This window comes from Psychrobacter sp. 16-MNA-CIBAN-0192 (assembly GCF_040309565.1).
Classification (GTDB): Bacteria; Pseudomonadota; Gammaproteobacteria; order Pseudomonadales; family Moraxellaceae; genus Psychrobacter.
Window position 1 is genome coordinate 11,431 of sequence record NZ_JBEOOX010000001.1, and the last position, 23,342, is coordinate 34,772.

At 42.5% G+C, this 23,342-nt stretch carries 20 protein-coding genes; 13 read left to right on the plus strand and 7 right to left on the minus strand.

Annotation, left to right across the window (positions count from 1 at the left end; translation table 11 throughout):
* Nucleotides 1-26: 26 nt before the first annotated feature.
* From infB to pnp, 7 genes are all read left to right on the plus strand, one after another.
* On the plus strand, nt 27-2,762 hold the full coding sequence (infB, locus tag AAEY78_RS00065) for a translation initiation factor IF-2 (RefSeq protein WP_352336264.1): 2,736 nt from the start codon (nt 27-29) through the stop codon (nt 2,760-2,762).
* A 158-nt stretch (nt 2,763-2,920) separates the two neighbouring features.
* Nucleotides 2,921-3,325: a ribosome-binding factor A gene (locus AAEY78_RS00070; protein WP_352336265.1), complete on the plus strand. Its 405-nt coding sequence runs from the start codon at nt 2,921-2,923 to the stop codon at nt 3,323-3,325.
* Nucleotides 3,326-4,348: a tRNA pseudouridine(55) synthase TruB gene (truB, locus tag AAEY78_RS00075; protein ID WP_352336267.1), complete on the plus strand. Its 1,023-nt coding sequence runs from the start codon at nt 3,326-3,328 to the stop codon at nt 4,346-4,348.
* A 299-nt stretch (nt 4,349-4,647) separates the two neighbouring features.
* A complete protein-coding gene (locus AAEY78_RS00080; protein ID WP_352336269.1) occupies nt 4,648-4,800 on the plus strand; it encodes a hypothetical protein in 153 nt (50 codons plus the stop codon).
* Nucleotides 4,801-4,973: 173 nt separating this feature from the next.
* Nucleotides 4,974-5,156 carry a hypothetical protein gene (locus tag AAEY78_RS00085; protein ID WP_352336270.1) on the plus strand — a complete coding sequence of 61 codons (183 nt, stop codon included), beginning with the start codon at nt 4,974-4,976 and terminating at the stop codon, nt 5,154-5,156.
* 264 nt (nt 5,157-5,420) lie between these two features.
* The gene (rpsO, locus tag AAEY78_RS00090) at nt 5,421-5,687 is read left to right on the plus strand and encodes a 30S ribosomal protein S15 (protein WP_352336271.1); all 267 of its coding nucleotides are present in this window, start codon (nt 5,421-5,423) and stop codon (nt 5,685-5,687) included.
* A gap of 565 nt (nt 5,688-6,252) precedes the next feature.
* Nucleotides 6,253-8,349 carry a polyribonucleotide nucleotidyltransferase gene (gene pnp, locus AAEY78_RS00095; RefSeq protein ID WP_352336796.1) on the plus strand — a complete coding sequence of 699 codons (2,097 nt, stop codon included), beginning with the start codon at nt 6,253-6,255 and terminating at the stop codon, nt 8,347-8,349.
* Nucleotides 8,350-8,530: 181 nt separating this feature from the next.
* On the opposite strand, the gene AAEY78_RS00100 is transcribed toward pnp, so the two are convergent.
* A complete protein-coding gene (locus tag AAEY78_RS00100; RefSeq protein ID WP_352336273.1) occupies nt 8,531-9,730 on the minus strand; it encodes a sugar transporter in 1,200 nt (399 codons plus the stop codon).
* Between the two features lie 376 nt (nt 9,731-10,106).
* Between AAEY78_RS00100 and AAEY78_RS00105 the strand changes: the two genes are divergently transcribed.
* Nucleotides 10,107-10,436 (plus strand): hypothetical protein, encoded by a 330-nt coding sequence (locus AAEY78_RS00105; RefSeq protein ID WP_352336275.1) that lies wholly within the window; start codon nt 10,107-10,109, stop codon nt 10,434-10,436.
* 39 nt (nt 10,437-10,475) lie between these two features.
* Here the strand turns inward: AAEY78_RS00105 and AAEY78_RS00110 are convergent, their stop codons facing one another.
* The 3 genes from AAEY78_RS00110 to AAEY78_RS00120 are packed head-to-tail and all read right to left on the minus strand — an operon-like array spanning nt 10,476 to nt 13,500.
* Nucleotides 10,476-10,964 (minus strand): YgjP-like metallopeptidase domain-containing protein, encoded by a 489-nt coding sequence (locus tag AAEY78_RS00110; protein ID WP_352336277.1) that lies wholly within the window; start codon nt 10,962-10,964, stop codon nt 10,476-10,478.
* A 47-nt stretch (nt 10,965-11,011) separates the two neighbouring features.
* Nucleotides 11,012-11,281, minus strand: a complete 270-nt coding sequence (locus AAEY78_RS00115) for a YheV family putative zinc ribbon protein (RefSeq protein ID WP_352336279.1) — start codon at nt 11,279-11,281, stop codon at nt 11,012-11,014.
* The gene (locus AAEY78_RS00120; RefSeq protein WP_352336281.1) at nt 11,281-13,500 is read right to left on the minus strand and encodes a M3 family metallopeptidase; all 2,220 of its coding nucleotides are present in this window, start codon (nt 13,498-13,500) and stop codon (nt 11,281-11,283) included. Before AAEY78_RS00120 ends, AAEY78_RS00115 begins: the two co-directional genes overlap by 1 nt.
* A 505-nt stretch (nt 13,501-14,005) precedes the next feature.
* Between AAEY78_RS00120 and AAEY78_RS00125 the strand changes: the two genes are divergently transcribed.
* The 3 genes from AAEY78_RS00125 (at nt 14,006) to AAEY78_RS00135 (ending at nt 17,317) form a co-directional block, all read left to right on the plus strand.
* A complete protein-coding gene (locus AAEY78_RS00125; RefSeq protein WP_352336282.1) occupies nt 14,006-15,121 on the plus strand; it encodes an AOC03_06830 family ribosome hibernation factor in 1,116 nt (371 codons plus the stop codon).
* A 341-nt stretch (nt 15,122-15,462) separates the two neighbouring features.
* Nucleotides 15,463-16,221, plus strand: coding sequence for an endonuclease/exonuclease/phosphatase family protein (locus AAEY78_RS00130; protein WP_352336284.1), 759 nt, complete (start codon nt 15,463-15,465; stop codon nt 16,219-16,221).
* Between the two features lie 94 nt (nt 16,222-16,315).
* A complete protein-coding gene (locus AAEY78_RS00135) occupies nt 16,316-17,317 on the plus strand; it encodes an NADP-dependent oxidoreductase (RefSeq protein ID WP_352336286.1) in 1,002 nt (333 codons plus the stop codon).
* Between the two features lie 78 nt (nt 17,318-17,395).
* Here AAEY78_RS00135 and AAEY78_RS00140 read toward each other — a convergent pair whose 3' ends face one another.
* From AAEY78_RS00140 to AAEY78_RS00150, 3 genes are read right to left on the minus strand one after another with little or no spacing between them, the layout of a single operon-like run.
* The gene (locus tag AAEY78_RS00140; RefSeq protein WP_352336287.1) at nt 17,396-18,010 is read right to left on the minus strand and encodes an alpha-ketoglutarate-dependent dioxygenase AlkB family protein; all 615 of its coding nucleotides are present in this window, start codon (nt 18,008-18,010) and stop codon (nt 17,396-17,398) included.
* A gap of 8 nt (nt 18,011-18,018) precedes the next feature.
* Nucleotides 18,019-18,909, minus strand: coding sequence for an alpha/beta fold hydrolase (locus tag AAEY78_RS00145; RefSeq protein ID WP_352336289.1), 891 nt, complete (start codon nt 18,907-18,909; stop codon nt 18,019-18,021).
* A 34-nt stretch (nt 18,910-18,943) separates the two neighbouring features.
* Nucleotides 18,944-20,887: an ABC transporter ATP-binding protein gene (locus AAEY78_RS00150; RefSeq protein WP_352336290.1), complete on the minus strand. Its 1,944-nt coding sequence runs from the start codon at nt 20,885-20,887 to the stop codon at nt 18,944-18,946.
* A gap of 327 nt (nt 20,888-21,214) precedes the next feature.
* Between AAEY78_RS00150 and AAEY78_RS00155 the strand changes: the two genes are divergently transcribed.
* Together AAEY78_RS00155 and AAEY78_RS00160 are read left to right on the plus strand one after the other, a co-directional pair.
* Nucleotides 21,215-22,111: an EamA/RhaT family transporter gene (locus AAEY78_RS00155; protein ID WP_352336294.1), complete on the plus strand. Its 897-nt coding sequence runs from the start codon at nt 21,215-21,217 to the stop codon at nt 22,109-22,111.
* Nucleotides 22,112-22,438: 327 nt separating this feature from the next.
* Nucleotides 22,439-23,341, plus strand: coding sequence for a fructose bisphosphate aldolase (locus AAEY78_RS00160; protein WP_352336295.1), 903 nt, complete (start codon nt 22,439-22,441; stop codon nt 23,339-23,341).
* Nucleotide 23,342: the final 1 nt, after the last annotated feature.

Sequence of the window (23,342 nt, forward strand, 5' to 3'; positions counted from 1 at the left end):
AAACAATAGACAGTAGGTGATAATCAATGGCAGATAAGACCGTCAAAGAACTGGCAGATATGGTAGGCAAAGCCGCAAGTGCTGTACAGCAGCAATTGCTAGATGCTGGGCTGCCTGCTCGTAGTGAGGATGACTTAGTCACCGAACTTGAGCAAGAAAAGTTGGTGACGTATTTAAAACAAAGTCATGGTCAGCAAGAAAAGCGCCGTATTAGCCTAAAATCTAAGACGACCAGCACTGCTCGCGTGACCGGCTCTTCAGGTAAATCAAAGAGTGTCAATGTTGAAGTGCGTAAAAAGAAAACCTTTGAGAAGCCAAATCCTGAACAGATGGCTGAAGAATTGGCAGCACGTGAGCAGGCTTTAGTTGAAGCCCAAGCCCGTACCGCAAAAGAAGCTGAGGAACGTGCAGAAACTAAGAAAAAAGCTGAAGAACGTCAAGCAGCAACCTTAGCTGCGATGCGTACCAGTTTTGGCTCAAGTAAAAGCTCTGATGGCAAAAGTGCGAAAGTTGCTAACTCTTCAGTGGTGGTCAAAAAAGGTGGCAAAAATGCTGCCGTTGAAATCATTGTAAAAGAAAAAGAGAAAGCGAAGAAAAAAGTTGCAGCAACCAAGCCTAAAGTTGAAACGGCTGCTGAACGCAAAGTTCGCGAAGCGCGTGAAGTAGAAGAAGAACGCCTCCGTCAAATCGAAGCAAAAACGCGTCGCGCCCAAGCTGAAGAAGCGCAAAAGCGTACGCTTGAACAAATGCGTAAAATGGCAGGTCAGTATACGGATCAGCCAGTAACTGAAGTACGTAAAGATGAACCATTGGCTGAAGGTCTAGTCGGTGATGCATTAGAAGAATCATTTGAGAAAGAACGTCGCGAAATAAAGCGCGGTGCTAGCAGTACTGGTACGCGTGGTCGTCGTCGTAAGAATCAAGATGAGCGTGAAATTAAAAACCGTAATAGTGGTTTACGCTCAGCACAAGCATCGCAGCATAAGTTCGAAAAGCCTGTTGAAAAAATCATTTATGATGTTGAGATTAGCGAGCAAATCACCGTTTCAGATTTGGCACAACGTATGGCTGTTAAAGCTCGCGAAGTGACTAAATTGCTCATGAAAATGGGTGAATTGGCAAGCGAATCAGATATCATCGATCAGGCAACAGCCAGCTTAATTGTTGAAGAAATGGGTCACAATCCAGTACCTGTTAGTGATACTAAAGTTGAAGATGACCTGCATGACGCCGTTGATGAGCGTAGCAGTAATGTGCAAGCACGCCCACCAGTGGTTACCATCATGGGTCACGTTGACCATGGTAAGACATCATTACTTGATAAAATCCGTGAAACGAAAGTTGCGACTGGCGAAGCTGGCGGTATTACCCAGCATATCGGTGCTTATCATGTGAAAACTGCCCGTGGTGTTATCACCTTCCTTGATACACCAGGTCACGCCGCCTTTAGTGCCATGCGTTCACGTGGTGCTCAAGCGACAGATATCGTGGTATTAGTAGTGGCTGCTGATGATGGTATGATGCCACAAACGGCAGAAGCTATTGACCATGCTCGTGCAGCGGGTACGCCAATTATTGTTGCTATCAATAAAATGGATAAGCCAAGTGCCGATCCAGATCGTGTATTGAATGAATTGACTGCTAAGCAGGTTATCTCGGAAGAATGGGGCGGCGATACGCCAATGGCACGTATCTCAGCCAAAACTGGTGAAGGTATTGATGAGCTGCTCGAGTATATCAGCCTGCAAGCAGAGCTAATGGAGTTAGAAGCCCCGTTAGACGGCGCTGCTCAAGGCGTGGTTATTGAGTCAAGACTTGAAAAAGGTCGTGGTCCTGTTGCTACTGTCTTGGTTAAAAAAGGCACGTTGAAACAAGGCGACTTGGTATTAGCCGGTGAACATTATGGTAAAGTTCGTGCCATGATTGATGAGCATGGTAAGCGTATTCAATCAGCAGGTCCTTCTATTCCTGTTGAGATTTTAGGTTTACCTGAAACACCAGCGTCTGGTAGTGAATTCTTAGTCGTTAGTGATGAGAAAAAAGCCCGCGAAGTGGCAGAATTTAGAGCCAGTCGTGAGCGTGAGCAGCAGCTTGAACGTCAAAATACCATGCGCTTAGAAAGCTTATTCGAGCAAATGGAACAAGGCGATGTCTCATTCTTAAACATCGTGCTTAAAACAGACGTTCGTGGTTCACTCGAAGCCTTGCTTGCTGCATTAAATGAGTTATCAACGGATGAAGTTAAAGTTCGTGTGATCAGCTCAGGTGTTGGTCCGATTTCTGAATCTGACGTTACCCTTGCTGAATCTAGTGAAGCAGTATTGCTCGGCTTTAACGTTCGTGCGGATGCTACAGCGCGCCGTAAAGCAGACGCAGCTGATATGGATATTCGTTATTACAGCGTTATTTATGGTCTAATTGATGATGTGAAAGCGGCAATGAGCGGTATGCTAGCGCCTGAACATCGCGAGAAGATTTTAGGTATTGCTGACGTGCGTGAAGTATTCCGCTCTAGTAAGTTTGGCGCGGCTGCCGGTTGTATGGTGGTTGAAGGTACAATCTTCCGTAATAAGCCTATTCGTGTCTTGCGTGATGACAAGGTTATCTTTACTGGTCAATTGCAGTCACTACGTCGTTATAAAGAAGACGTCAACGAAGTGCGTACTGGCATGGAATGTGGTCTTGCTGTTCGTGGCTATGATGTTGAAGCCGGTGATAAAATCGAAGTGTTTGAGATTCAGCAGTTTGAGCGTACCATCTAAATCAATGTATGCTTTAGACAGACGATACGCCTAACCAGCTGCGCATCTTTTTAGCATTGCTGACGGATATTGTGCTGTAATTAGGTCTAACAGGTCCATCCTGGTAGACCTTTTTTATTATATAATCGTCGCTATTTTATAAAAAACAGGATAATAATATGAACCAACGTTTACAACGCCTATCTGATCAGATTCAGCGCGAACTTGCAGTACTGATACGTGATGCCGTCAACGACCCACGTTTGACTGGTTTTGTGACCATCTCTACTGTTAAAGTCAGCCCTGATTTGGGTTATGCGGATATTTATGTCACCATCATGGAGCCTGAGCTTAATGATGAGATGGTTAAAACCAATCATGAGCAAAGCGTAAATGTCCTAAATAAAGCGGCTGGATTCTTGCGTACTGAGCTTAGTCACAGTTTAAAAACACGCACCACACCGCGCTTGCGTTTTCATTATGACGAAGTTACCGCCCGCGGCAACTATATGATGGACTTGATCAATCAGGCAGTAACCAAAACTGAGCAAAACGAAACTGAAGTGCAAGAAGTAGACAAGTAAATGACTATTATGGCTACAGCGTCAAAACTGGCAGTAAAGGAAAAGGTCTCAGGGGTTATCTTAATAGATAAGCCCATTGGTATGACCTCACAGCAAGTAGTATCTAAGGTTAAATACTTGTTTAAGTCACCGATACATGACAGCAAAAAGGCAGGTCATACGGGGACACTTGACCCAATGGCAACAGGATTGCTGCCTATTTGCTTGGGTGAAGCGACCAAATTCAGCCATTATCAGCTTGATGCAGACAAATCATATCAGGCTACGATATTGTTAGGCAGTCAGACGGATACTGGTGATGCTGATGGGCAAGTTACTGCCCAAGCTAACATACCAATACTGACCGCAGACTTATTGCAGCAGACTGCTCAGCGCTTTATGGGTGCACAGCAGCAAATGCCGCCGATGTACTCTGCGCTAAAAAAAGATGGCAAAAAGCTGTATGAGTATGCGCGAGCTGGTATTGAGATTGAGCGTCCATTAAGGGATATTGAGATTAAAGCGCTGAGTTTGGAGCTACTGACTGAGCAGGAAATACAGCTGACTGTGACTTGTACCAAAGGTACTTACGTACGCGTACTTGGCGAAGATATTGCTAAGCGTTTAGGAACGCTTGGTCACTTGGTTGCTTTACGCCGTATCCAAGTGGGCAAATTTCGCCTAAGTGATGCTATTACCATTGAGCAATTAGAGCAGCAAGATACCAGTGCCCGCTTGACCCAGCTCTTACCTATAGATGCTTGCGTCAATATTAGCGCCACGTTAATGTTAAATGGCGCACAATGCGAGCGTATACATATGGGGCAACGCCTAAATGTGCTTGAACAACTGACGCCTGAGCTAAATGCATATATTAGCGCTAATATCCCGAGTGAGGCGGCAAATTCTAGCGCTACCGATATCCCTATGGAATATGAGTTGCCTGTTGATATTCGTCTGATAGATGAAGCAGGACAGTTTTTAGGTTTGGGCGCTGTCAGCCTTAATGGACGATTGCAGCCGAAAAAATTAATCCAGCGTTAGATAGTTTTTACCCAATTTACGTACAAAATACATTAATCACATACTGTCACATTTAATTGCAGGTTTCACCTATAGTGAAACCTGCTTTTTTTATACACTAGTTTTTGTTAGATAATATTATCCGTTAACAAAAGCGATACTGATAATTATCAAGATAAAAATAAGAAATAAGAAAACTATTAACTAATAAAACAACTAGTAGAAAAAATTGATTGCTAAGAAAAAAATATCGTAAGAAAATTTATATAAGTATCAAGTTTAAATCGTGAGCTATTTTAACCATCAAGAAGGAGTACATAATGTCACAACCGAATCCAAACGATAAACCATTCGAGCAACAACGTTCTGATGCTGCTAGAGCTGCGTTAGAAAGTCAGACGAAAAAAGACAGTGAAAATAGTGATGAAAGTAAGACAGAAAATACTGCTGATAATGAAAGCGACTCTGAATAAGTAAGACTTTGAATAAGTAAACAGTAAGCTAAATTATACTGAATAAGGGGTTTTTCTTAATTCTTATTTTATAAATTTTATTTTTAAAAGTGCCAAACATCAACAAGGTTTGGCACTTTTATTTTCTAGTATTGGGATTATTATTTACATGGGATATAGAAGGGAGAGATAATATGGATAAATCTAAACAAACACTGCATACAGAAGAACAAAAAATAAAACAGTTAGCGGATGATATCAATCCTAAAGACAAAGAGCCTGAAAGTCTGGCTGAAGCAACAACGGCACCATTAGCCGACGATGCGCTCGGTGGTCACGCAACGCAAGCAGATATTAAACACAACACAAAAGAGTAAGTTACTAAAGAATGAGTTATCGTTAAACGATAATGGGTTTACTAAAAACAATTAAGCTAGCAGCAAAATAAGCTGTTAGTTTGATTGTTTTTTGCTATAATTGCGCCACATTCAAACATTGCGTTTGCTTATGACTAGGTCAACTCTAGTAATGCAGGGTTGTCCTGAATGATAAGCAGACTATTTTTTTATCCTATTCTATTGTTCCATTTTGCTTAATCTAATTAAGTATTCTTGGTTCTTTTAGCATTGCCGGAGTAAGTTATGTTAACTAATACTGATCGTGAACAAATTATCGCCCAATACCAACGTGGCGAAAATGACACGGGTTCCCCTGAAGTGCAAGTTGCTTTATTAAGCGCACGCATCAACGATTTACAAAACCATTTTAAAGCACACAAAGGCGATCATCATAGCCGTCGCGGTCTTATCCGTATGGTTAACACCCGTCGTAAATTGCTTGATTACTTAAAAGGTAAAGATCTTGGTCGTTATACGACATTGATCAGCCAATTGGGTCTACGTCGTTAATTCAACGCCAAATACTCAAATAGTAGCAATATTAAAGCGGTGTGAAATAGTTTCACACCGCTTTTTTTATATTTATAGCAGGTAAATTGTCGGTTGATAAGTATAAAAACCGGTATGAAGTAGGCTAGCTATTCATAAAAATAGTGATAGCGTGCGGTGCTAAAATCTGTTGAGGCGTAAAATAAAAAGACTGCTGTAATAAATTGGTCAATGCTGGCAAATCACTGTAAAATGATGCACTGCAATTTTATATCTGTGTCTATATATAACAGACGCTATATAACAATGCTAAATATATATAGAATAATGCTAAACAAATTATATGAGCCTTTCTTAATTGATAACGGCTGATATAACCCTGAATTTGAAGTAGCAGAATCTAGTAGTATTGCCGTAAGAAGTACGTTGATAGCCGTACTGACGGTAGGTTCTGTCATATCAACATCAACGCTTGCCAATAAAGCGCTATAACCAAAGTTTCTAGTGATCAGCATCAGTGATATATAGTGCTGATACTATCTTCTTCATTCATTATTAGGAAAAAATTTATATGACAAATCAGAGTATGTTCAACACCATTAAACGTGAATTCCAATACGGTGACCAGCAAGTAGTCATCGAAACGGGTCGTATCGCGCGCCAAGCCCATTCTATTTTGGTGCACATGGGCGGCGTTTCTGTACTCGTTGCCGCAGTTGTAAAAGCCGATGCTAAAGAAGGTCAAAACTTTTTTCCATTGACGGTTAACTATCAAGAAAAAATGTACGCTGCGGGTAAAATTCCCGGTGCTTATGGCAAACGTGAAGGTCGTGCGAGCGAGTCTGAAACCTTAACCTCACGCTTAATTGACCGTCCAATTCGTCCGTTATTCCCTGAAGGCTACGTCAACGAAATCCAAATCACAGCAACGGTTGTGTCCTCTGACAAAACCCAATCAGCAGATATCGCAGCATTAATTGGTGCTTCAGCCGCGCTAGCTATTTCTGATGCACCATTCAATGGTCCTGTTGCTGCCGCGCGCGTTGGCTTTATCAATGGCGAATACGTGCTTAACCCAACGCTTGAGCAGTTAAAAGAAAGTGATCTTGATTTGGTTGTAGCTGGTACAAAGTCTGCGGTATTGATGGTTGAATCTGAAGCAGCAGAGCTATCAGAAGACCAAATGCTAGGCGCTGTATTGTACGGTCATCAGCAGCAGCAAATTGTTATCGATAACATTGTCTCGTTAGCCGAAGAAGTGGGCACAGCAAAGCAGCAATATACTGCGCCAAAACGCGATGAAGCGTTAGAAGCTGGTATGAAAGAGCAGTTTGGCGCGCAAGTGTCTGACGCTTATACGGTTACTGATAAGCAAGCTCGTTACGCGAAACTTGACGAAATCAAAGACGCCGCTATTGCAGCGCTTGCTGGTGATGCTGAATCAGAAGCCTATAGCAATAACGTTGCTGAGCTTAAAGAAATCTATAATGAGCTAAAATATCGTACGGTTCGTGACAATATTTTGTCAGGCAAGCCACGTATTGACGGTCGTGATTTAGAAACGGTTCGTGCGCTTGATGTGCAAGTGGGCGTATTGCCATTTACTCATGGTTCAGCGCTATTTACTCGTGGTGAAACCCAAGCCTTAGTAACAACTACGCTCGGTAATACTCGTGACGTCAATATGATTGACTCACTAGCCGGTACGATTCGTGACCATTTCATGTTGCATTATAACTTCCCTCATTTCTCAGTAGGTGAGACGGGTCGTGAAGGCGTGCCAAAACGTCGCGAAATCGGTCATGGTCGTCTAGCACGCCGCGGTGTGCAAGCGATGCTGCCTGATAGCGACCGCTTCCCGTACGTCATCCGTGTGGTATCAGAGATTACTGAATCAAACGGTTCATCGTCAATGGCGTCAGTTTGCGGTGCAAGCTTGGCATTGATGGACGCAGGCGTACCAATTAAAGCACCTGTTGCTGGTATTGCCATGGGTCTGGTTAAAGAAGGTGAGCGTTTTGCGGTATTGTCTGACATCCTAGGTGATGAAGATCATCTTGGCGACATGGACTTTAAAGTTGCTGGCTCTAAAGACGGTATTACTGCCCTACAAATGGACATTAAAATCGAAGGTATTACTCCAGATATCATGGAGCAAGCGCTAAAACAAGCCCATGCTGGTCGTATTCATATTTTAGACGCGATGAATAAAGTGTTGCCAGAGAGCCGTACTGAAATCAATGCGCATGCTCCTAACTATGCCGTTATTGCTATCAATCCAGACAAGATTCGTGACGTTATTGGTAAAGGTGGCGCAACCATTCGTCAGCTAACCGAAGAAACCGGTGCGGTTATTGATATCGATGATGCGGGTAATATTCGTATCTTTGGTGAAAATAAAGCAGCAACAAAAGCCGCTATTGGCAAAATCGAAGCTTTGACCGCTGAAGTTGAAGTGGGCAAAACTTATGAAGGTACGGTTGCTCGTATTGTTGACTTTGGTGCATTCATTAACGTATTGCCAAATACTGATGGTCTAGTCCACATCTCACAAATCTCTGATGAGCGCGTAGAAAGCGTTTCTGATTACTTGACTGAAGGTCAAATTGTGAAAGTACTGGTACAAGATGTTGATAACCGTGGTCGCATCAAACTAACCATGAAAGGTGTTGAGCAAAACTAAGCTATTACTTTAATAATGTAATAGGTTTTAGTGTAAAAAAAACCGCTTTGAGTCACTTATGATGAGTGCTCAAGGCGGTTTTTTTATGCATATTTATAATGTGTTATTTAATCTCAATATATCGCCATTAATGCTAATCGTGCTTTCTTAATATTTTGACTTCTGAATTTAATGGGTTTATTCAGTCAGAAGCGTGACGCAATGCTGGGAAACGTTGAATCATAAATATCATCAATAATAGCGCAAGACCTGCGATAACCGCGCCCACATAACCCACGCTTGAGAGTGAAATATGAGTAACCGCATAGCCGCCAAGAAACGCGCCAGTGCCAATGCCTAAGTTGATAATACCTGAAAACATTGACATCACCATATCTTGCGCATTGACATCAATCATAATGACTTTGACCTGTATACATAGCAGTAATAACATCATAGCCGTGCCCCAAATAACGGTATTGAGGCTCAGCAACCACAGGGACGAGACTGACCATAACATCGTCACCATGCATAACAATATAAGTATAGTAGATATTAATAGTAAATTGGTCGTGGATTTCTCGCCCCAACGACTGAACATAACGCTACCAATTAACCCTGCACCGCCAAACAATAATAGAATAAAGGTGACTAAATTCTCACTGATAGCACCAACGTCGCGCATAAAAGGTTCAATGTAAGAGTAAGCGGCATAATCAGCAGTAAACGCTAAAAAGCAGAACAAGTATAAGCATACCAATAAGGGGTTGGTCAGTAACTCCGGAACTTTTCTAAATGAACCCTCAAACATACTGGGCAAAGTCGGCAACAGCTTTGCTTGTAGCATAAAGATAATAAAGGCAATGACCCCGATACCGCCAAACGTCGTGCGCCATCCAAACCATTGACCAACCACGCGTCCTATCGGCACACCCAGCACCATCGCTAAGGACGTACCGGTAGCAAGGATACTAAGTGCCAGTGCTTTTTTACCGACAGGCGCCACACGTAGCGCAATCGCTGCGGTAATCGACCAGAATATTGCATGCGATAAGGCAATACCGACCCGACTAATCAGTAAAACTTGGAAGCTCCATGCAAACACCGATAGCACATGGCTAGCAATAAAAACGACAAATACAAATAACAGTAAGCGCTTTCGCTCCAATTTACTAGTGAATAGCATGAGCGGTAAAGACATTGCCGCCACAATCCACGCATAGAGCGTCACCATCCAGCCGGTTTCTGCTGGCGTAATAGCGAAATCTTGCGCAATATCGCTTAATAAAGCCACAGGGACAAATTCTGTGGTGTTGACGACAAATGCGCTGACACCCATAAGAATCATGCGAGAATATTGGGTTCGGCGGGAAACTTCAGCGGTTTCGAGAGAATGTGTCATAATTTTTAATCAAAAAAAGGTGCCAATATAGCACCATCAGCCCGAAAGTGGGATAGCATTTGGTAAGGGTATTTACTCATAAGGATACGATTTGGTATACATAATTTACTTTAACCATGCTCTTATTTTAAACCCGTAAAGCTATTTAGAATAAAGTCATCGTCCTGTCATCCTATTAGCACTTTCTTATAGTATAAGGTAGAAGGGGATACTTATAGTATTAATATGAAGGATAGCTATTTTATCTAATTCTAAAGGAATGTACTTTTATCCGGAAATTGATACGCTCTATCTGAAAATTAAGAAAATGCTTGAATGTAGCTGATACTTATCAGAGTATACAAAGAGCGCATCACATATATGACAAGGAGGAGTTATGAAATTCCCTACCATCATTCAGAGCCTATTTAGCAGTAGTAGCGAGCAAATAGAGAGAAAATTCGAACCTAATAGTTTAGCAAGGCAAAATGCTAATCTTTTAAAAAATACTGCTATGATTTGTCATTGTGGCGGTATTGCTCCTCCCACAGGGGAAACAGGTTACACCTATAAATGTATTCGATGCAGTAAAACGTCACGTAGTATTGATTATAATCTAGGAAATAGAACGCTTACAGATGGTTCTATGGTTGCTCCTAAAGCACCTAGTCAAATACTTAATATGGAATACTATGATGAAGCAATTAGGTTATTGAGATTAGAGTAAAAACGCTAGTATTACTTATTAGTTGACACTAGTAACTATTTATAACTCTCGCCATTGCAGCCAAAGGCGAGTGTCGAGCTCAAACTGATGATAACTTGGTTCCATATGACAACACAATTGATAAAAGGCTTTGTTATGCTCTTTTTCTTTAAAATGAGCAAGCTCATGCACCACAATCATCCGTAAAAATTCCAACGGCGCTTCTTTAAATAAGCTGGCAACCGTGATGCTATTATGCGCTTTTAACTTACTGCCTTGTACCCGTGATTGATAGGTATGAATGCCCAATGCACGCTGCAATACTTGCAGTTTACTATTATAGCTGACTTGCGATAATGAGCTGCTTTTGCGCATGTACTGATTTTTTATCTCATTAATATACTGATATAAGGCTTTATCGCTTTGTATCTCATGCTTAGTTGGATAGTTTTTGTCAATATATTCGCCCAGCCGCCCACTGCTTATCAATGTGGCGGCTTGGGTTTGAATGTGCTCAGGGTAGTGGGCGATATAATTTAATGTGGTCAAGAGGAATGCCTTTTCAACTATATAATTTTGAATGATATAAACCGTATTTAAGGTTTAAACTTCACCGTACCACTTGTGCCCGTTGCCGTTTCCGTCATTAGGGCGTCACGAATAAGTTGGTCTTCGGCGTGGTTTTTGGCGCTAATGGTATCGGGATCAGGTCGATGTTCACGATGCCCGCATTGGTTACATTCGATATATTCATCGGGCGTTGGTATGACAATATTGACCTGTACCACAGTATCCATTTCCTGACATTTGGGACAGCTCACGCCTGCCAAAAAGCGCCGTTTTGGCGCATCTGATTGATAGCGCATCAGCTTGCCTCATGTTTAGTGTCAGCATTGATTGCTGTTTCACTATTAAAGCCACTATGGCGTAATAACGCATCAATACTGGCGCTACGACCACGGAAATTCTCAAAGTTGGTTTTTGCAGGTAAGCTACCGCCAACGGATAAAATAGTCTCACGGAACGCTTTGCCGATAATTGGATTAAAAATACCTTCTTCTTCAAACTTACTAAAGGCATCAGCGGATAATAATTCTGCCCATTTATAAGAATAATAACCTGCCGCATAGCCGCCAGCAAAGATATGACTAAAGCCATTGGCAAAGCGGTTATAATCTGGCGTCTTCATAATGGCAATATCATCACGCACACTATCTAACGTGCTTAAGATACTGGCATAATCTAGCGCTGGCGTCTGCGAATGTATCAATAAATCAAATAAGGCAAATTCGATTTGACGTAACGTCTGCATGCCACTTTGGAAGTTTTTCGCCGCCAGCAACGCATCGAGCTTGTCTTTTGGCAGTGGTTCTCCAGTCTCTACATGGCTACTAATCAAGGCAATGCCTTCTGCATCCCACGCCCAGTTTTCCATAAATTGACTGGGCAACTCAACGGCATCCCACTCAACGCCATTGACACCCGCCACATCGCCGACCGTGACTTGCGTTAATAGGTGATGCAAACCATGTCCAAATTCATGAAATAAAGTAATGACTTCATCATGAGTTAATAGGCTAGGTTTGCCATCCAATGCTGGGGTAAAATTGCCTACCATAAAGCAGACAGGCAACTGCTGATAGCCAGCTTCTTCATGATGATAGCGTGACTGAAAGCCACTCATCCACGCGCCGCCACGTTTGCCACTACGGGCAAATAAATCAAAGTAAAAGCCACCAACTAAGCTGCCGTCAGCATCGAACAATTGATAAAAACGCACATCATCATGCCAGCGCGATACTTTATTTACTTGCGCATTATCCATTTGTGCCATGTTTTGGGTATCATCTAATTTTTGCTCCTCTACCGTGATGCCATATAAGCGCTCAACAATGGCAAATAAGCCGTCAATTACGGTAGGCAATGGGAAGTAAGGACGGATTTCCTCTTGCGATAAACTAAATTTGCTTTGCTTTACCTTTTCGGCAATATAAGCGCTGTCCCACGCTTGTAGCGCATCAATGCCATAAGCTTTAGCACTGTCTTGCAATTGTGCCAAATCCTGCTTGGCAGTGGGCGTTGCTTGCACCGCTAGACTGCGCAAAAAGGCTTCAACTTCTGCTACGTTATCCGCCATTTTAGTCGACAACGACACTTCAGCATAATTAGCAAAGCCTAATAGTTGGGCTTTTTGCTCACGTAATTGTAAAATTTGACCCATGATATCCGCGTTATTAAGCGACTCGCCCTTAGCATTAGTATGCGTATCAAACTCTGAAGCGCGGGTCACATAAGCGCGATATAAGGTCTTACGTAGTTCGCGATTATCGGCATACGTCATCACGGCTAAATAGACCGGAATATTTAAGGTTGCCACATAATAAGGCTCAGGTAGCGCGGCGATATCGGTGGACGTGAGTGACCCATTTTTTAGCGCTGTTGCTTTATATTGCTTACCTGCATCCGCTAGTAGTGCCAAGCCACTATCGGTCAATCCGGCTAACTGTTCTTGCTTAAGAGGCAGCGCATAAGCTTGGGTGGCATCCAAAATATTGTCTGAAAAGGTAGCGGACAGCGTGGATAACTGACTTTGAATCGCTGCAAATTTCTCTTGCTCGGTTTTGGGCAATGCCACACCGGATAACTCAAAACGCTGTAATGACAGCTCGATAGCACGCGCACGTGCTGGCTCAAGCGCGGCAAAAAACGCAGCATCTTGAACAATGGCTTGATAGCAGCTAAAGAGCGGCTGATGTTGCCCAACCCGTGTGCCATAAGCGGATAATTGCGGCAATAGCTCATGATGCACATGGCGAATTTCATCATTACTCATCACACTATTTAAGTGTGACAAAATGCCCCAGCTGCGATCCAATGCCAAATTGATATGGTCAAAAGCAATGATATCCGCTAGTGCTTGTTCTGCGTTCATGCTGCCGTTGTTGGTACGAGCGGTTAGCGTATCTAAAAAAGCATTGGCTTGCGCAATCGCTGCCGTCACTTGGGTCTGTAAATCGTCAGCAGAAGCAGCGCTAAAATCGACAAGGTGTAAATCTGTAGTCAGAGCAGGTATAAGAGTAGGCATAAAAGGTATCCAAATTAAATAAGGCGTATGAATAAAATGTTGTTAATAAGGGTCTTGTTAATAAGAGTTTCGTTAATAAAAGCCGTGCTATAAGAAGTAGGGCATTCACTATTGCTTTTATAATTTTTTAGATAAAGTTTGCTTTGCTATATCATCAAATAGCAATACCTAAAAGATGGGTATGATTGCAGAAGAATGCAAGCCAAGCACTTAGTCCATTTCTTAACTAAGTAATATAAGGAATAAGCGGTAACTAGAAGATTTATCAATGTCTATGCTTACTTACAAACTGTCATCATTTCCTTGCAAAGTCACCGTATAGTGCTATCAACGAACTTGCTATGGTTAAAGACGATAAGCTTCGAATAAAACTGATAGTACAAGATGCAAGACAAAACTTTAGAACAAAATTAAAATAAAGATGTGCTTCAAATAAAACCCACTTTTACCATTATAAAGTTAATGACTATCAAACTTAATGATAATAAAATAAGGAAAAGTATTTATGAAAGCGACACTCAAAAGTCTTCGTGAAACCAAAGCCAATCCAGCGGTCAGTATTTTTGTAAAAACCCATCGTGCCCATCCTGCCAATGACCAAGATCCTATTGCTCTAAAAAATCAATTAAAAGTGGTGGAAGAGCGCCTGACCAATGAGTATGACAAACGTACTGCCACTACGATTCTGGATAAAATTCATGCTGAAACACAAGAGCTGAATCATAATTATAATCTCGATACCTTGGCTATTTTCGCAAGTACTGACGATGTCCAAGTCATTCGTATGCCGATTGATACCGTTGAGCGTGTGGTTATCTCTGATCGCTTTGCAACTCGTGATCTAGTGCGTGATATGGCAAGTGCCGTGCACTATTATACTGTCGTATTGACCCGTGATAAGGCGCGTCTGATTGAAGCGGCAAACGATCGCGTCGTTAGAGAGTTTGATAACGACAGTATTCAGCAAAACAATATGGAAAATATCCCGTTCCCTATCGATAATAATGGACTCTATACCACGGGCGATGGTGGTTCTGATCGTTCTGCCAATAATGAAAACAGCTATCTAAAAGAGTTCTTTAATCAAGTTGATAAGAGCGTGCAAGAGCTGTGGGGCGAGCATAAAATGCCGCTGGTTGTTGTCGGCGATACCAAAAATATCGGCTACTATAAAGATGTCTGTGATCGTCCTGAAAATATCATTGCAACGGTATCAAATTTGACTGACCTTGATAGTGGTAATGCCCAGCATATTATTGATGGTGTGCAAGAAGCAGTAGAAGGCTACCGTACTTCTTTACACGAAGCCGCGCTTGGCGAGATTGATAAAGCGCGCGGCGCTAATGCGTTAAGCACGGATTTACAAGATGTATACCGTGCCGCCTATCAAGGCGCAGGCGAGACGTTATACGTGCGCCGCGGCTACGTGCAATCGGCTAAAATAGATGAAGATGCCCAAACACTGAGCGTCACTGATGAGACAACAGGAAGCGCGGATGTGACGGATGATGTCATCGGGCTTATCATTGAGCATGTGATTCATAATGGCGGCAAGGCAGTCTTTATGCCACAAGATATTATGAGTGCTGACCAACCTATTGCCTTGGTAACCCGTTATTAATCATTAACTGTTTATTTATTAAAACATAGCTATTAACGAAAACAGGTTTGATAGAAAGTCAGATTTTTAATAAAAAGAGCATTGGTTCAGTTGAGCCGGTGCTTTTTTTATTTATTGGGTATTCAAGCTTTATTCAGCATTGTTTATTAAGCATTATGTTATTTACTGCATCGTTTTAGATACCGATGGTTTATGATGGTTTAATACTTATCACAAAATACGGCACGTTAGCAGGTAAAAAATGGTTTCTTGAATGCGTATTGATAATCACCGTATGCATTGCTAACCGTGCTGAATCCTGCTAATAATAATGTTACTTCTAATAGATGACGATAGAATCCATGACACCTAAAAACTCTTTTGTCCTGACCAGCTACAATATTCATAAAGGCATGTCGCCATTAAATCGACAAGTTAAAATGCAAGGCATTGCCAAAGCGCTAGAAGATGTGGGTTCAGATGTCTTATGTCTACAAGAGGTGCAAGGGCAAAACCTCAAACGCAATATGCAATACAATGAGTATCCTGACCAGTCGCAACACGAATGGTTCGGGGAGTTTTTGCAGCTGGAAAACAGCTATGGTAAAAATTCAGAATACGACAATGGTCATCATGGCAATGCCGTACTTAGCCGTTTTCCGCTCGACCCCAAACATAATGTGAATATCACGGTCAATAAGTTGGAACAGCGCGGTGTCTTGCATTGCGAAGTGCAACCTGTAGGATGGGAGATGCCGGTGGTGATTTTGTGCGCCCACCTTAATTTATTTGAGCGCGACCGCATTAAGCAGTATCAAGCCATCAGCGACTATGTGCGTCATGCCATTGCCCCTGACCAGCCGCTGGTACTGGCAGGTGATTTTAACGATTGGAAAAAAATGTCTTGTGATCGGCTCGCAATCAGTCTCGGTATGACCGAAGCTTTTAAAAGCTGTCATGGTAAATTGTCAGCAACCTTTCCTGCAAAATTACCGGTATTAAGCTTGGATCGAATTTATGTGCGTAACTTAGTCGTCAAAGATGCGTGGGTACATACGGGCAAGCCGTGGTCAAAACTGTCAGATCATCTGCCGATAAGTGCAGAATTGGCATTAGCGTAGCTAAATGCTCAAAACATAATAATAAATAATCTACTGCTCATAAAACCAATAATTATGATTGAATAATAACCAACATTAAATAAGGATATTTAAAATGTCTCAACAAGAACTGACTCATAGCCAACATGCCGTACTTATCAGCGCATTTGGTGAACCTAACGTCATGAATTATCAAGCAGGCGTTGCTATTCCTGAGCTTGACGCAGGACAAGTTTTAGTAAAAGTCGCTTACGCTGGAATTAATCCGGTCGATTATAAAACCCGTCAAGGTAAAGGCTGGGGCGCTGCCAATATTCAAAAAGATAAATTTGATCATGATCAACCCGCAATTTTAGGTTTCGATGTTGCTGGCGAAGTTGTTGCTAGTCATAGTGAGAAATTTGCGATTGGTGATAAGGTTGCCGCCTTAAGTTTTGCCAGCGGCTGCTATGCAGAATACGTAGCCGTAGATGCCAATTTGTTAGCCATTGTGCCGGACAACGTCACACTAAAACAAGCGGGCGCGTTGCCGTGTGCTGGTCAAACTGCATTACAGTTCCTAGCATTTTCTGATATTGAAGATGGCGAGCATGTGGTGATGAACGCGCCAGCAGGCGGCGTTGGTCACTTATTGATTCAAATGCTTATGGATAAAATTACTGAAAATAATATTAAGCTTACCGTGATTTGCTCAGCAGAGAAGTACGCCAAGCTGGATAGCTTAATTGATAAATCACAGCTGACGGGCTGGATTGACTATACCAAAGATGATAATTTCCCTGATTTGCAAGCCGATATATTGTTAGATTTGGTCGGTGATGAAGCTGGCGTGCGCGCCCTAAATGTACTTAAGTCTGGCGGACGAGTTAAAGTATTGCCGTCTATTTGGGTGGATAAATTAAAAGAGGCAGGAAGCGATAAGAATCTAAGTATTGATGGCTATGCCGTGCAGCCAAATGGTGAAGATATGGCACGGGTGCTACAACAAGTGGCAGATGGTAAATTAACCTTAGTAGTAGCGCACAGCTATCCCTTATCCGAAGTTATTACTGCCCATAATGAGCTACAAAAAGGCGATACTTTTGGCAAAATCGTCTTACAAACTTCGGAAGTTTAATAAAGAACTTGGGTAAGTAACCGATAAAAGCGATGACGAAAAGGTGGATTTTAAGAGTGAGTTTTCACCTTAAGCGCGTTACTGTTGTATGTGCCGAAACGTTAGGCTGATACGCCCCTCATGCACCGCTGTGGTTTTGGTGATACTGTGTTTCCAAAAGGTTTGCGTATTACCACACATGACAATCAGTTGACCGGACTCAAGATAAAGCGCCACTTTATCTTGAGTTTTTTTATGTTTAAACACAAACTTGCGCGTGGCACCAAGCGATAAAGAGGCGATAATCGGCTGCACGCCAAGCTCTTTTTCATCATCGGCATGATAACCCATACCATCCTCGCCAGAAGGATAATAATTAAGCAAGCACGAGTTAAAATTCGCCTCAATCCCAATCTCTAACAATTGCTGTTCTACATGCTGTTTGATAGACAGTATGGTGTTTGTCCAAGGGATGGTTCGCCGCATATGACCAGAATATTGATAGCCAATATCGCTATCGCCCATCCATACGATTTGCCGCGTGGTGGTATGCGTTTTGCCAAATAAAGTAACCATATCCGCCTGCCAAGGTAGCTCAGTCACTAGGTTATAAAATAAGGGACTGGGATAATCAATAATAATCCCGAGATCATGAGCCTGACCATCATAAGGCAATAGGTTATCCGTGGGCGCATGGGAGAAAAGGTCAGTCATAGCGTTGCTTATTTACCGTTTTGATAATGGTCAATGATGATTTGAGCACAACGTTCAGGCGCTTCCATAGGCAGGAGATGCCCATACTTTGGCAAGGATATGATACGTTCATTAGGGATAAATTTCGCCCAATTTTTTCTGACTTTATCGCTGATAAATAAAGTCGGCTTACCCGTAATCAAGGTATAAGGACAGCGTAATTGTTTAAGTGCCTCATCAATATAAGGCGTACCAAAATAATTCGCCAGCTCTTGCTCGGGGATAAATATTAACTGATAACTGCCATCTTGCTGCTGCTCTAAGCTTTGTCCGGCGAATACTTGCAAATGCTTGTCACTAATACGGCGATAAGCGCGTTGGGCGCGTAGATGCTCATAAAATTCTGCGACGCTTGCCCATGTAGCTTGTTTTGTTAACGTACTTTTAAAAGGTTCACGGGTAAGCTTTAGCGCGCGCGGGGTCAAGTTATAAAGTCGCGTTTGCGCTTTGGTAAAGGTGACCGGTTCTATTAAATACAATTGTGAAAACAGGTCAGGACGCTTTGCCGCTGCAATAGCAGTAGCCGTTGCCCCTTGCGAATGACCCATGCCAATAATAGGCGCGTCTTGCGTTTTTTCTAAAAACTCAATCAGCATCTCAGCATCTTGCGCGCGTGTTAGGCATTTACTGTTTGGCTTATCGTACCAATAACCGCGCATGGCAAGTGCGCTTACCTCAAGATTTGCGCTAAGCGCCTTTAGTAATGGTGTGTAGCTGCCGACAGTAAAGCCATTACCACCATAAAAATGAGCGCGTGGGCGTGTTTGCTGTTCTTGATTTGCTATCGAGCTCAGCAGACTTAAATCGTAATAGCGGGCAGCTTGTCTTTTTATTATCATACGCTTTGCAAACGCTTCCATCTTAAGCCCCTTCATTTATGATTGAGTCGCTCATTTATTCCTGCTCGCTATCTTCACCTAAGAATCCACCACTTTGACGCTGCCATAAGCGCGCATAGACGCCATGCGCTGCCAGTAATTCGTCATGACTGCCTTGCTCAATAATGCGTCCTTTATCCATGACGACCAATCTATCAAGTGCCGCAATGGTTGATAAACGGTGGGCAATAGCAATCACTGTTTTGCCAGTCATAATGTCATTTAGACTTTCAGTAATGGCAAATTCGATTTCAGAATCAAGGGCACTGGTCGCTTCATCAAGTAGTAAAATCGGTGCATTTTTGAGCATGACTCGTGAGATGGCAATACGCTGACGTTGCCCGCCAGAGAGTTTGACACCGCGCTCGCCAACTTGGGTATCGAGTCCCGTATTGCCTTTATCATCATATAAATCTTTGATAAAGCCCCACGCTTGCGCTTGTTTTGCTGCCGTAATAATCGCCTCATCACTGGCATCAGGGCGTCCATAAGCGATATTTTCACGTACTGTACGATGTAACAATGACGTATCTTGAGTCACCATGCCGATCTGCTGTCGTAAAGACTCTTGAGTGACTTCATCAATGGCTTGCCCATCGATATATATTTTTCCATTGTCCACATCAAAAAAGCGTAGCAGCAGATTCACCAACGTAGATTTACCAGCGCCGGAACGCCCAACCAAGCCAATTTTTTCACCCGGTTTGATGTCTAAATGAAAATCATCTAAGAGTTTTACTCGCGAAGCGGTGAGCGCTGTATCCACTTCATCAAGATGCTTGCCTTCAAGCTCGGCATGATTTGCCTTATCAGTAACCGCACTAGTGACCTTATTATCGCTTTCATAACTAAAATCAACATGATCAAAGACGATTCTACCGTCAGTAACTGTTAATGTTGGCGCGTTAGGCTTATCAATAATGGTTTGCGGCGCAGATAAGGTGCGCATACCATCTTGCACCGTGCCGATACTTTCAAATAAGCTTGCGGTTTGCCACATAATCCAGCGGGTCAAACCATTTAAACGCAGTGCCATCGCAGTTGCAGCAGCAATTGCCCCGACACCAATCGCGCCTTGTTGCCATAGATAGAAGCCGATCGTCGCTGTCGAGCCAATCAAAATCACGCTGATAGTATGATTGGCTACTTCTAAATAGCTAACCCAGCGCATTTGGGCGTGTACTGTACCCAAAAATTGCCCCATTGCATTCTTGGCATAACCCAGCTCGCGGCGTGAATGACTAAATAGCTTGACCGTCATAATATTGGCATAAGCATCGGTAATACGCCCAACCATCAGCGCGCGCGCATCGGCTTGCACAATGGCAGTGATTTTAAGTTTTGGTATGAAATACCACATTGTTAAGCCAAAAAGCACAAACCAAATGGCAAATGGGATCAATAATAGACTATCAAGATTAAATAAAATGACACCGGTGGTAATAAAATAAACCGTGACATACATCACCATATCGGTAACGGTCATCACCGTATCCCGTACCGCCAGCGCCGTTTGCATTACCTTGGCAGAAACTCGACCCGAGAACTCATCTTGATAAAACTGCATCGATTGCCCCAGCATCCGCTGGTGAAAGCGCCAGCGCATCTGCATGGGAAATACCCCTTGAATCACCTGAAAGTGAATCAACGAAGATAAGGTAATCCAAAATGGGCTAATAATCAGCACCGCCAGCATCAATAGCAGCATGTCGCCTTTTTCTGCCCACAGCATATCGGGCGTATACGCGCCCAGCCAATCGACCAAATTACCAATCCACGCAAACAGTAGCGCTTCATAAACGCCGACCCCAGCGGAGAGAATCATAAACAGCAGTAGCCAGCCGCGCAGACCTTTGGTACACGCCCACAAAAATTTTAGCAACCCATCACGGGGCAGTGGCATTGGGGTATCAGGAAAGGCGGACAGACGGGTTTCAAAAAAGCGAAATAGAGCATTCATAGGCAGTAGCAATAGGTCAATAACAGTAGGTCAAGATAGGCGTCAGTCAACGTCATCCTGTACTGTGATTTATGTTAGTAAAATAGCACTCTATTTTAGCAAAACTTCGCAATCAGCCTTGCAGCGTAATTGTAATTTGAACGCATCAGACACCTTTCACGGCAGCGTTCATCAGATGTAGTAAATTAAAAATAGATTGCTGCCATTGACATAACTTGTTACCTTCTAAGCCGTTCTTCATACGCTGTCGGTTTAATAGCTATGTTCAATGGAACTTGTAACCATGATAATAATAAAACACGATAATAATAAAAAAGGTCGTTATTTATGCTGTATTTACTGCTGGCGGTGCTGTGTAGCGTTGCGGTTTCTGTGCTTCTTAAAATATTACGACAACAAGAGTTAGATATTCGCCAAACCATCGTTGCTGGGTATCCGGTTGCATTATTATTAACATGGCTATTGCTTAAGCCTGATATCACAGGCATTGATAAACTTGGCGGCTCATGGGGCATTATTATCGCCCTTGGTATTTTATTACCGACCGTATTTGTAATATTGGGTCGTGCTATTGCAGCAGTGGGCATGGTCGCTACCGATGCCGCTCAGCGCTTATCATTAATCATTCCAATAATTGCGGCTTTTTTATTATTTGGCGAAGTCGTTACCGGCACGCGTATTTTTGGTTTATTGCTTGGGTTATTGGCATTAGGCGCATTGATTTATCGTCCGCAGCCGTTAGAGCGTCATAATAATACGGTTGATGTTCAGGACGATAAAACGGATATTTCCCAATCGAAAAACGCGTTACGTACGCCGCTTTGGTTATTTGGCGTGTGGGCTGGTTATGGCGTTATTGATATTTTGTTTAAGCAAGTTGCAAAACAAGGTGCCGCATTTCCATTAACTTTGCTAATAAGTTTTGGGTTTGCCGGCTTGTTATTGTTTGGCTATTTATTAGTGGTACGTGTGCGCTGGCACAGTCGCGCGCTGGCGGCTGGCGTGTTACTGGGTGCACTCAATATCGGTAATATTTACGCCTATATCCGCGCCCATCAAGTATTGTCTGAGTCGCCAAGCATCGTCTTTACTGGTATGAATGTAGGCGTTATTGCCGTTGCTACTATTATTGGCATCGGTATCTTTAAAGAATCACTCAACCGTATAAATATGCTAGGGCTATTATTAGCCATTGCTTGTGTGGCGGTGTTATTTTTAGCTTAGAACTGTTTTGGTTTAAAGCTGTTTTGATTTAAAAAGGTTATGAATTAAAGCAGTTTGGCTTAAATTCAATTTTCAATTAAAAATAATTTTCGTTTATCTATTATTATAATTGACTATTGTTTATTTTTATCTTGGATTTGCACGCTTTTAACCCAACTGTATTAGGCACATCGCGCGACCTATGGTAAGGTTATCCAAAAACGGTACGCGGATAATTTTCGTTACCAGCCGTTTATCTCGTTCGCTTTTTACCTTTAACTAGACACCATGCACTTATAACACCTTCACTTATAACACCTTCACTTATAACAACAGGATGCTCTTTCCATGGAATATCAAAACCAATATAACAAACAGCTACAACGTATCAAAAATGGTTCAGGATTTATCGCAGCGCTTGACCAAAGTGGCGGCAGCACGCCAAAAGCATTAGAAAATTACGGGGTTATGGGCGATGCTTATGACAATGATGAAGCGATGTTTGACCAAGTCCATGAGATGCGTGCGCGTATCATGACGTGCGACTGCTTTGATAATGAGCGAGTAATTGGTGCAATTTTGTTCGAAGATACCATGGAGCGCGCGGTCAATGGCAAGCCCACGGCTAATTATCTATGGGAAGACAAGCAAATCGTTCCATTTTTAAAGGTCGATAAAGGCTTGGCAGAACGTATGAATGGCGTACAAGTCATGCGCCCAATGCCAAATCTAGATTTATTATTGGACAAAGCAAAGAACTATCCAGTATTTGGTACTAAAATGCGCTCTGTGGTTTATGAGCCAAGTGTTGATGGTATTGAGCTGGTCGTACAACAGCAGTTTGACGTGGCAAAGCAAATCTTATCAAAGGGTTTAATGCCAATCGTTGAGCCAGAAGTAGATATCAATAGCGAGAAGAAGCATGAGTGTGAGCTGATTCTTAAAACCAGTATTTTGCATAATCTTGAGCGCTTAAATGATGAGCAACAAGTGATGCTTAAACTGACCTTGCCTGAAGAAGCTGGATTTTATCAAGAATTGATTGACCATCCAAAAGTACTCAAAGTCGTGGCGTTATCGGGTGGTTATAGCCGCACGGATGCCTGTGCAGAATTGAAGCAAAATCCGGGTATGATTGCCAGCTTCTCACGTGCCTTTACTGAAGGCTTGAGCAAACAGCAAAGCGATAAAGAATTTGCCGATACCATTAATACCTCGATTGATGAGATTTATCAGGCGTCGAAGGTTTAAT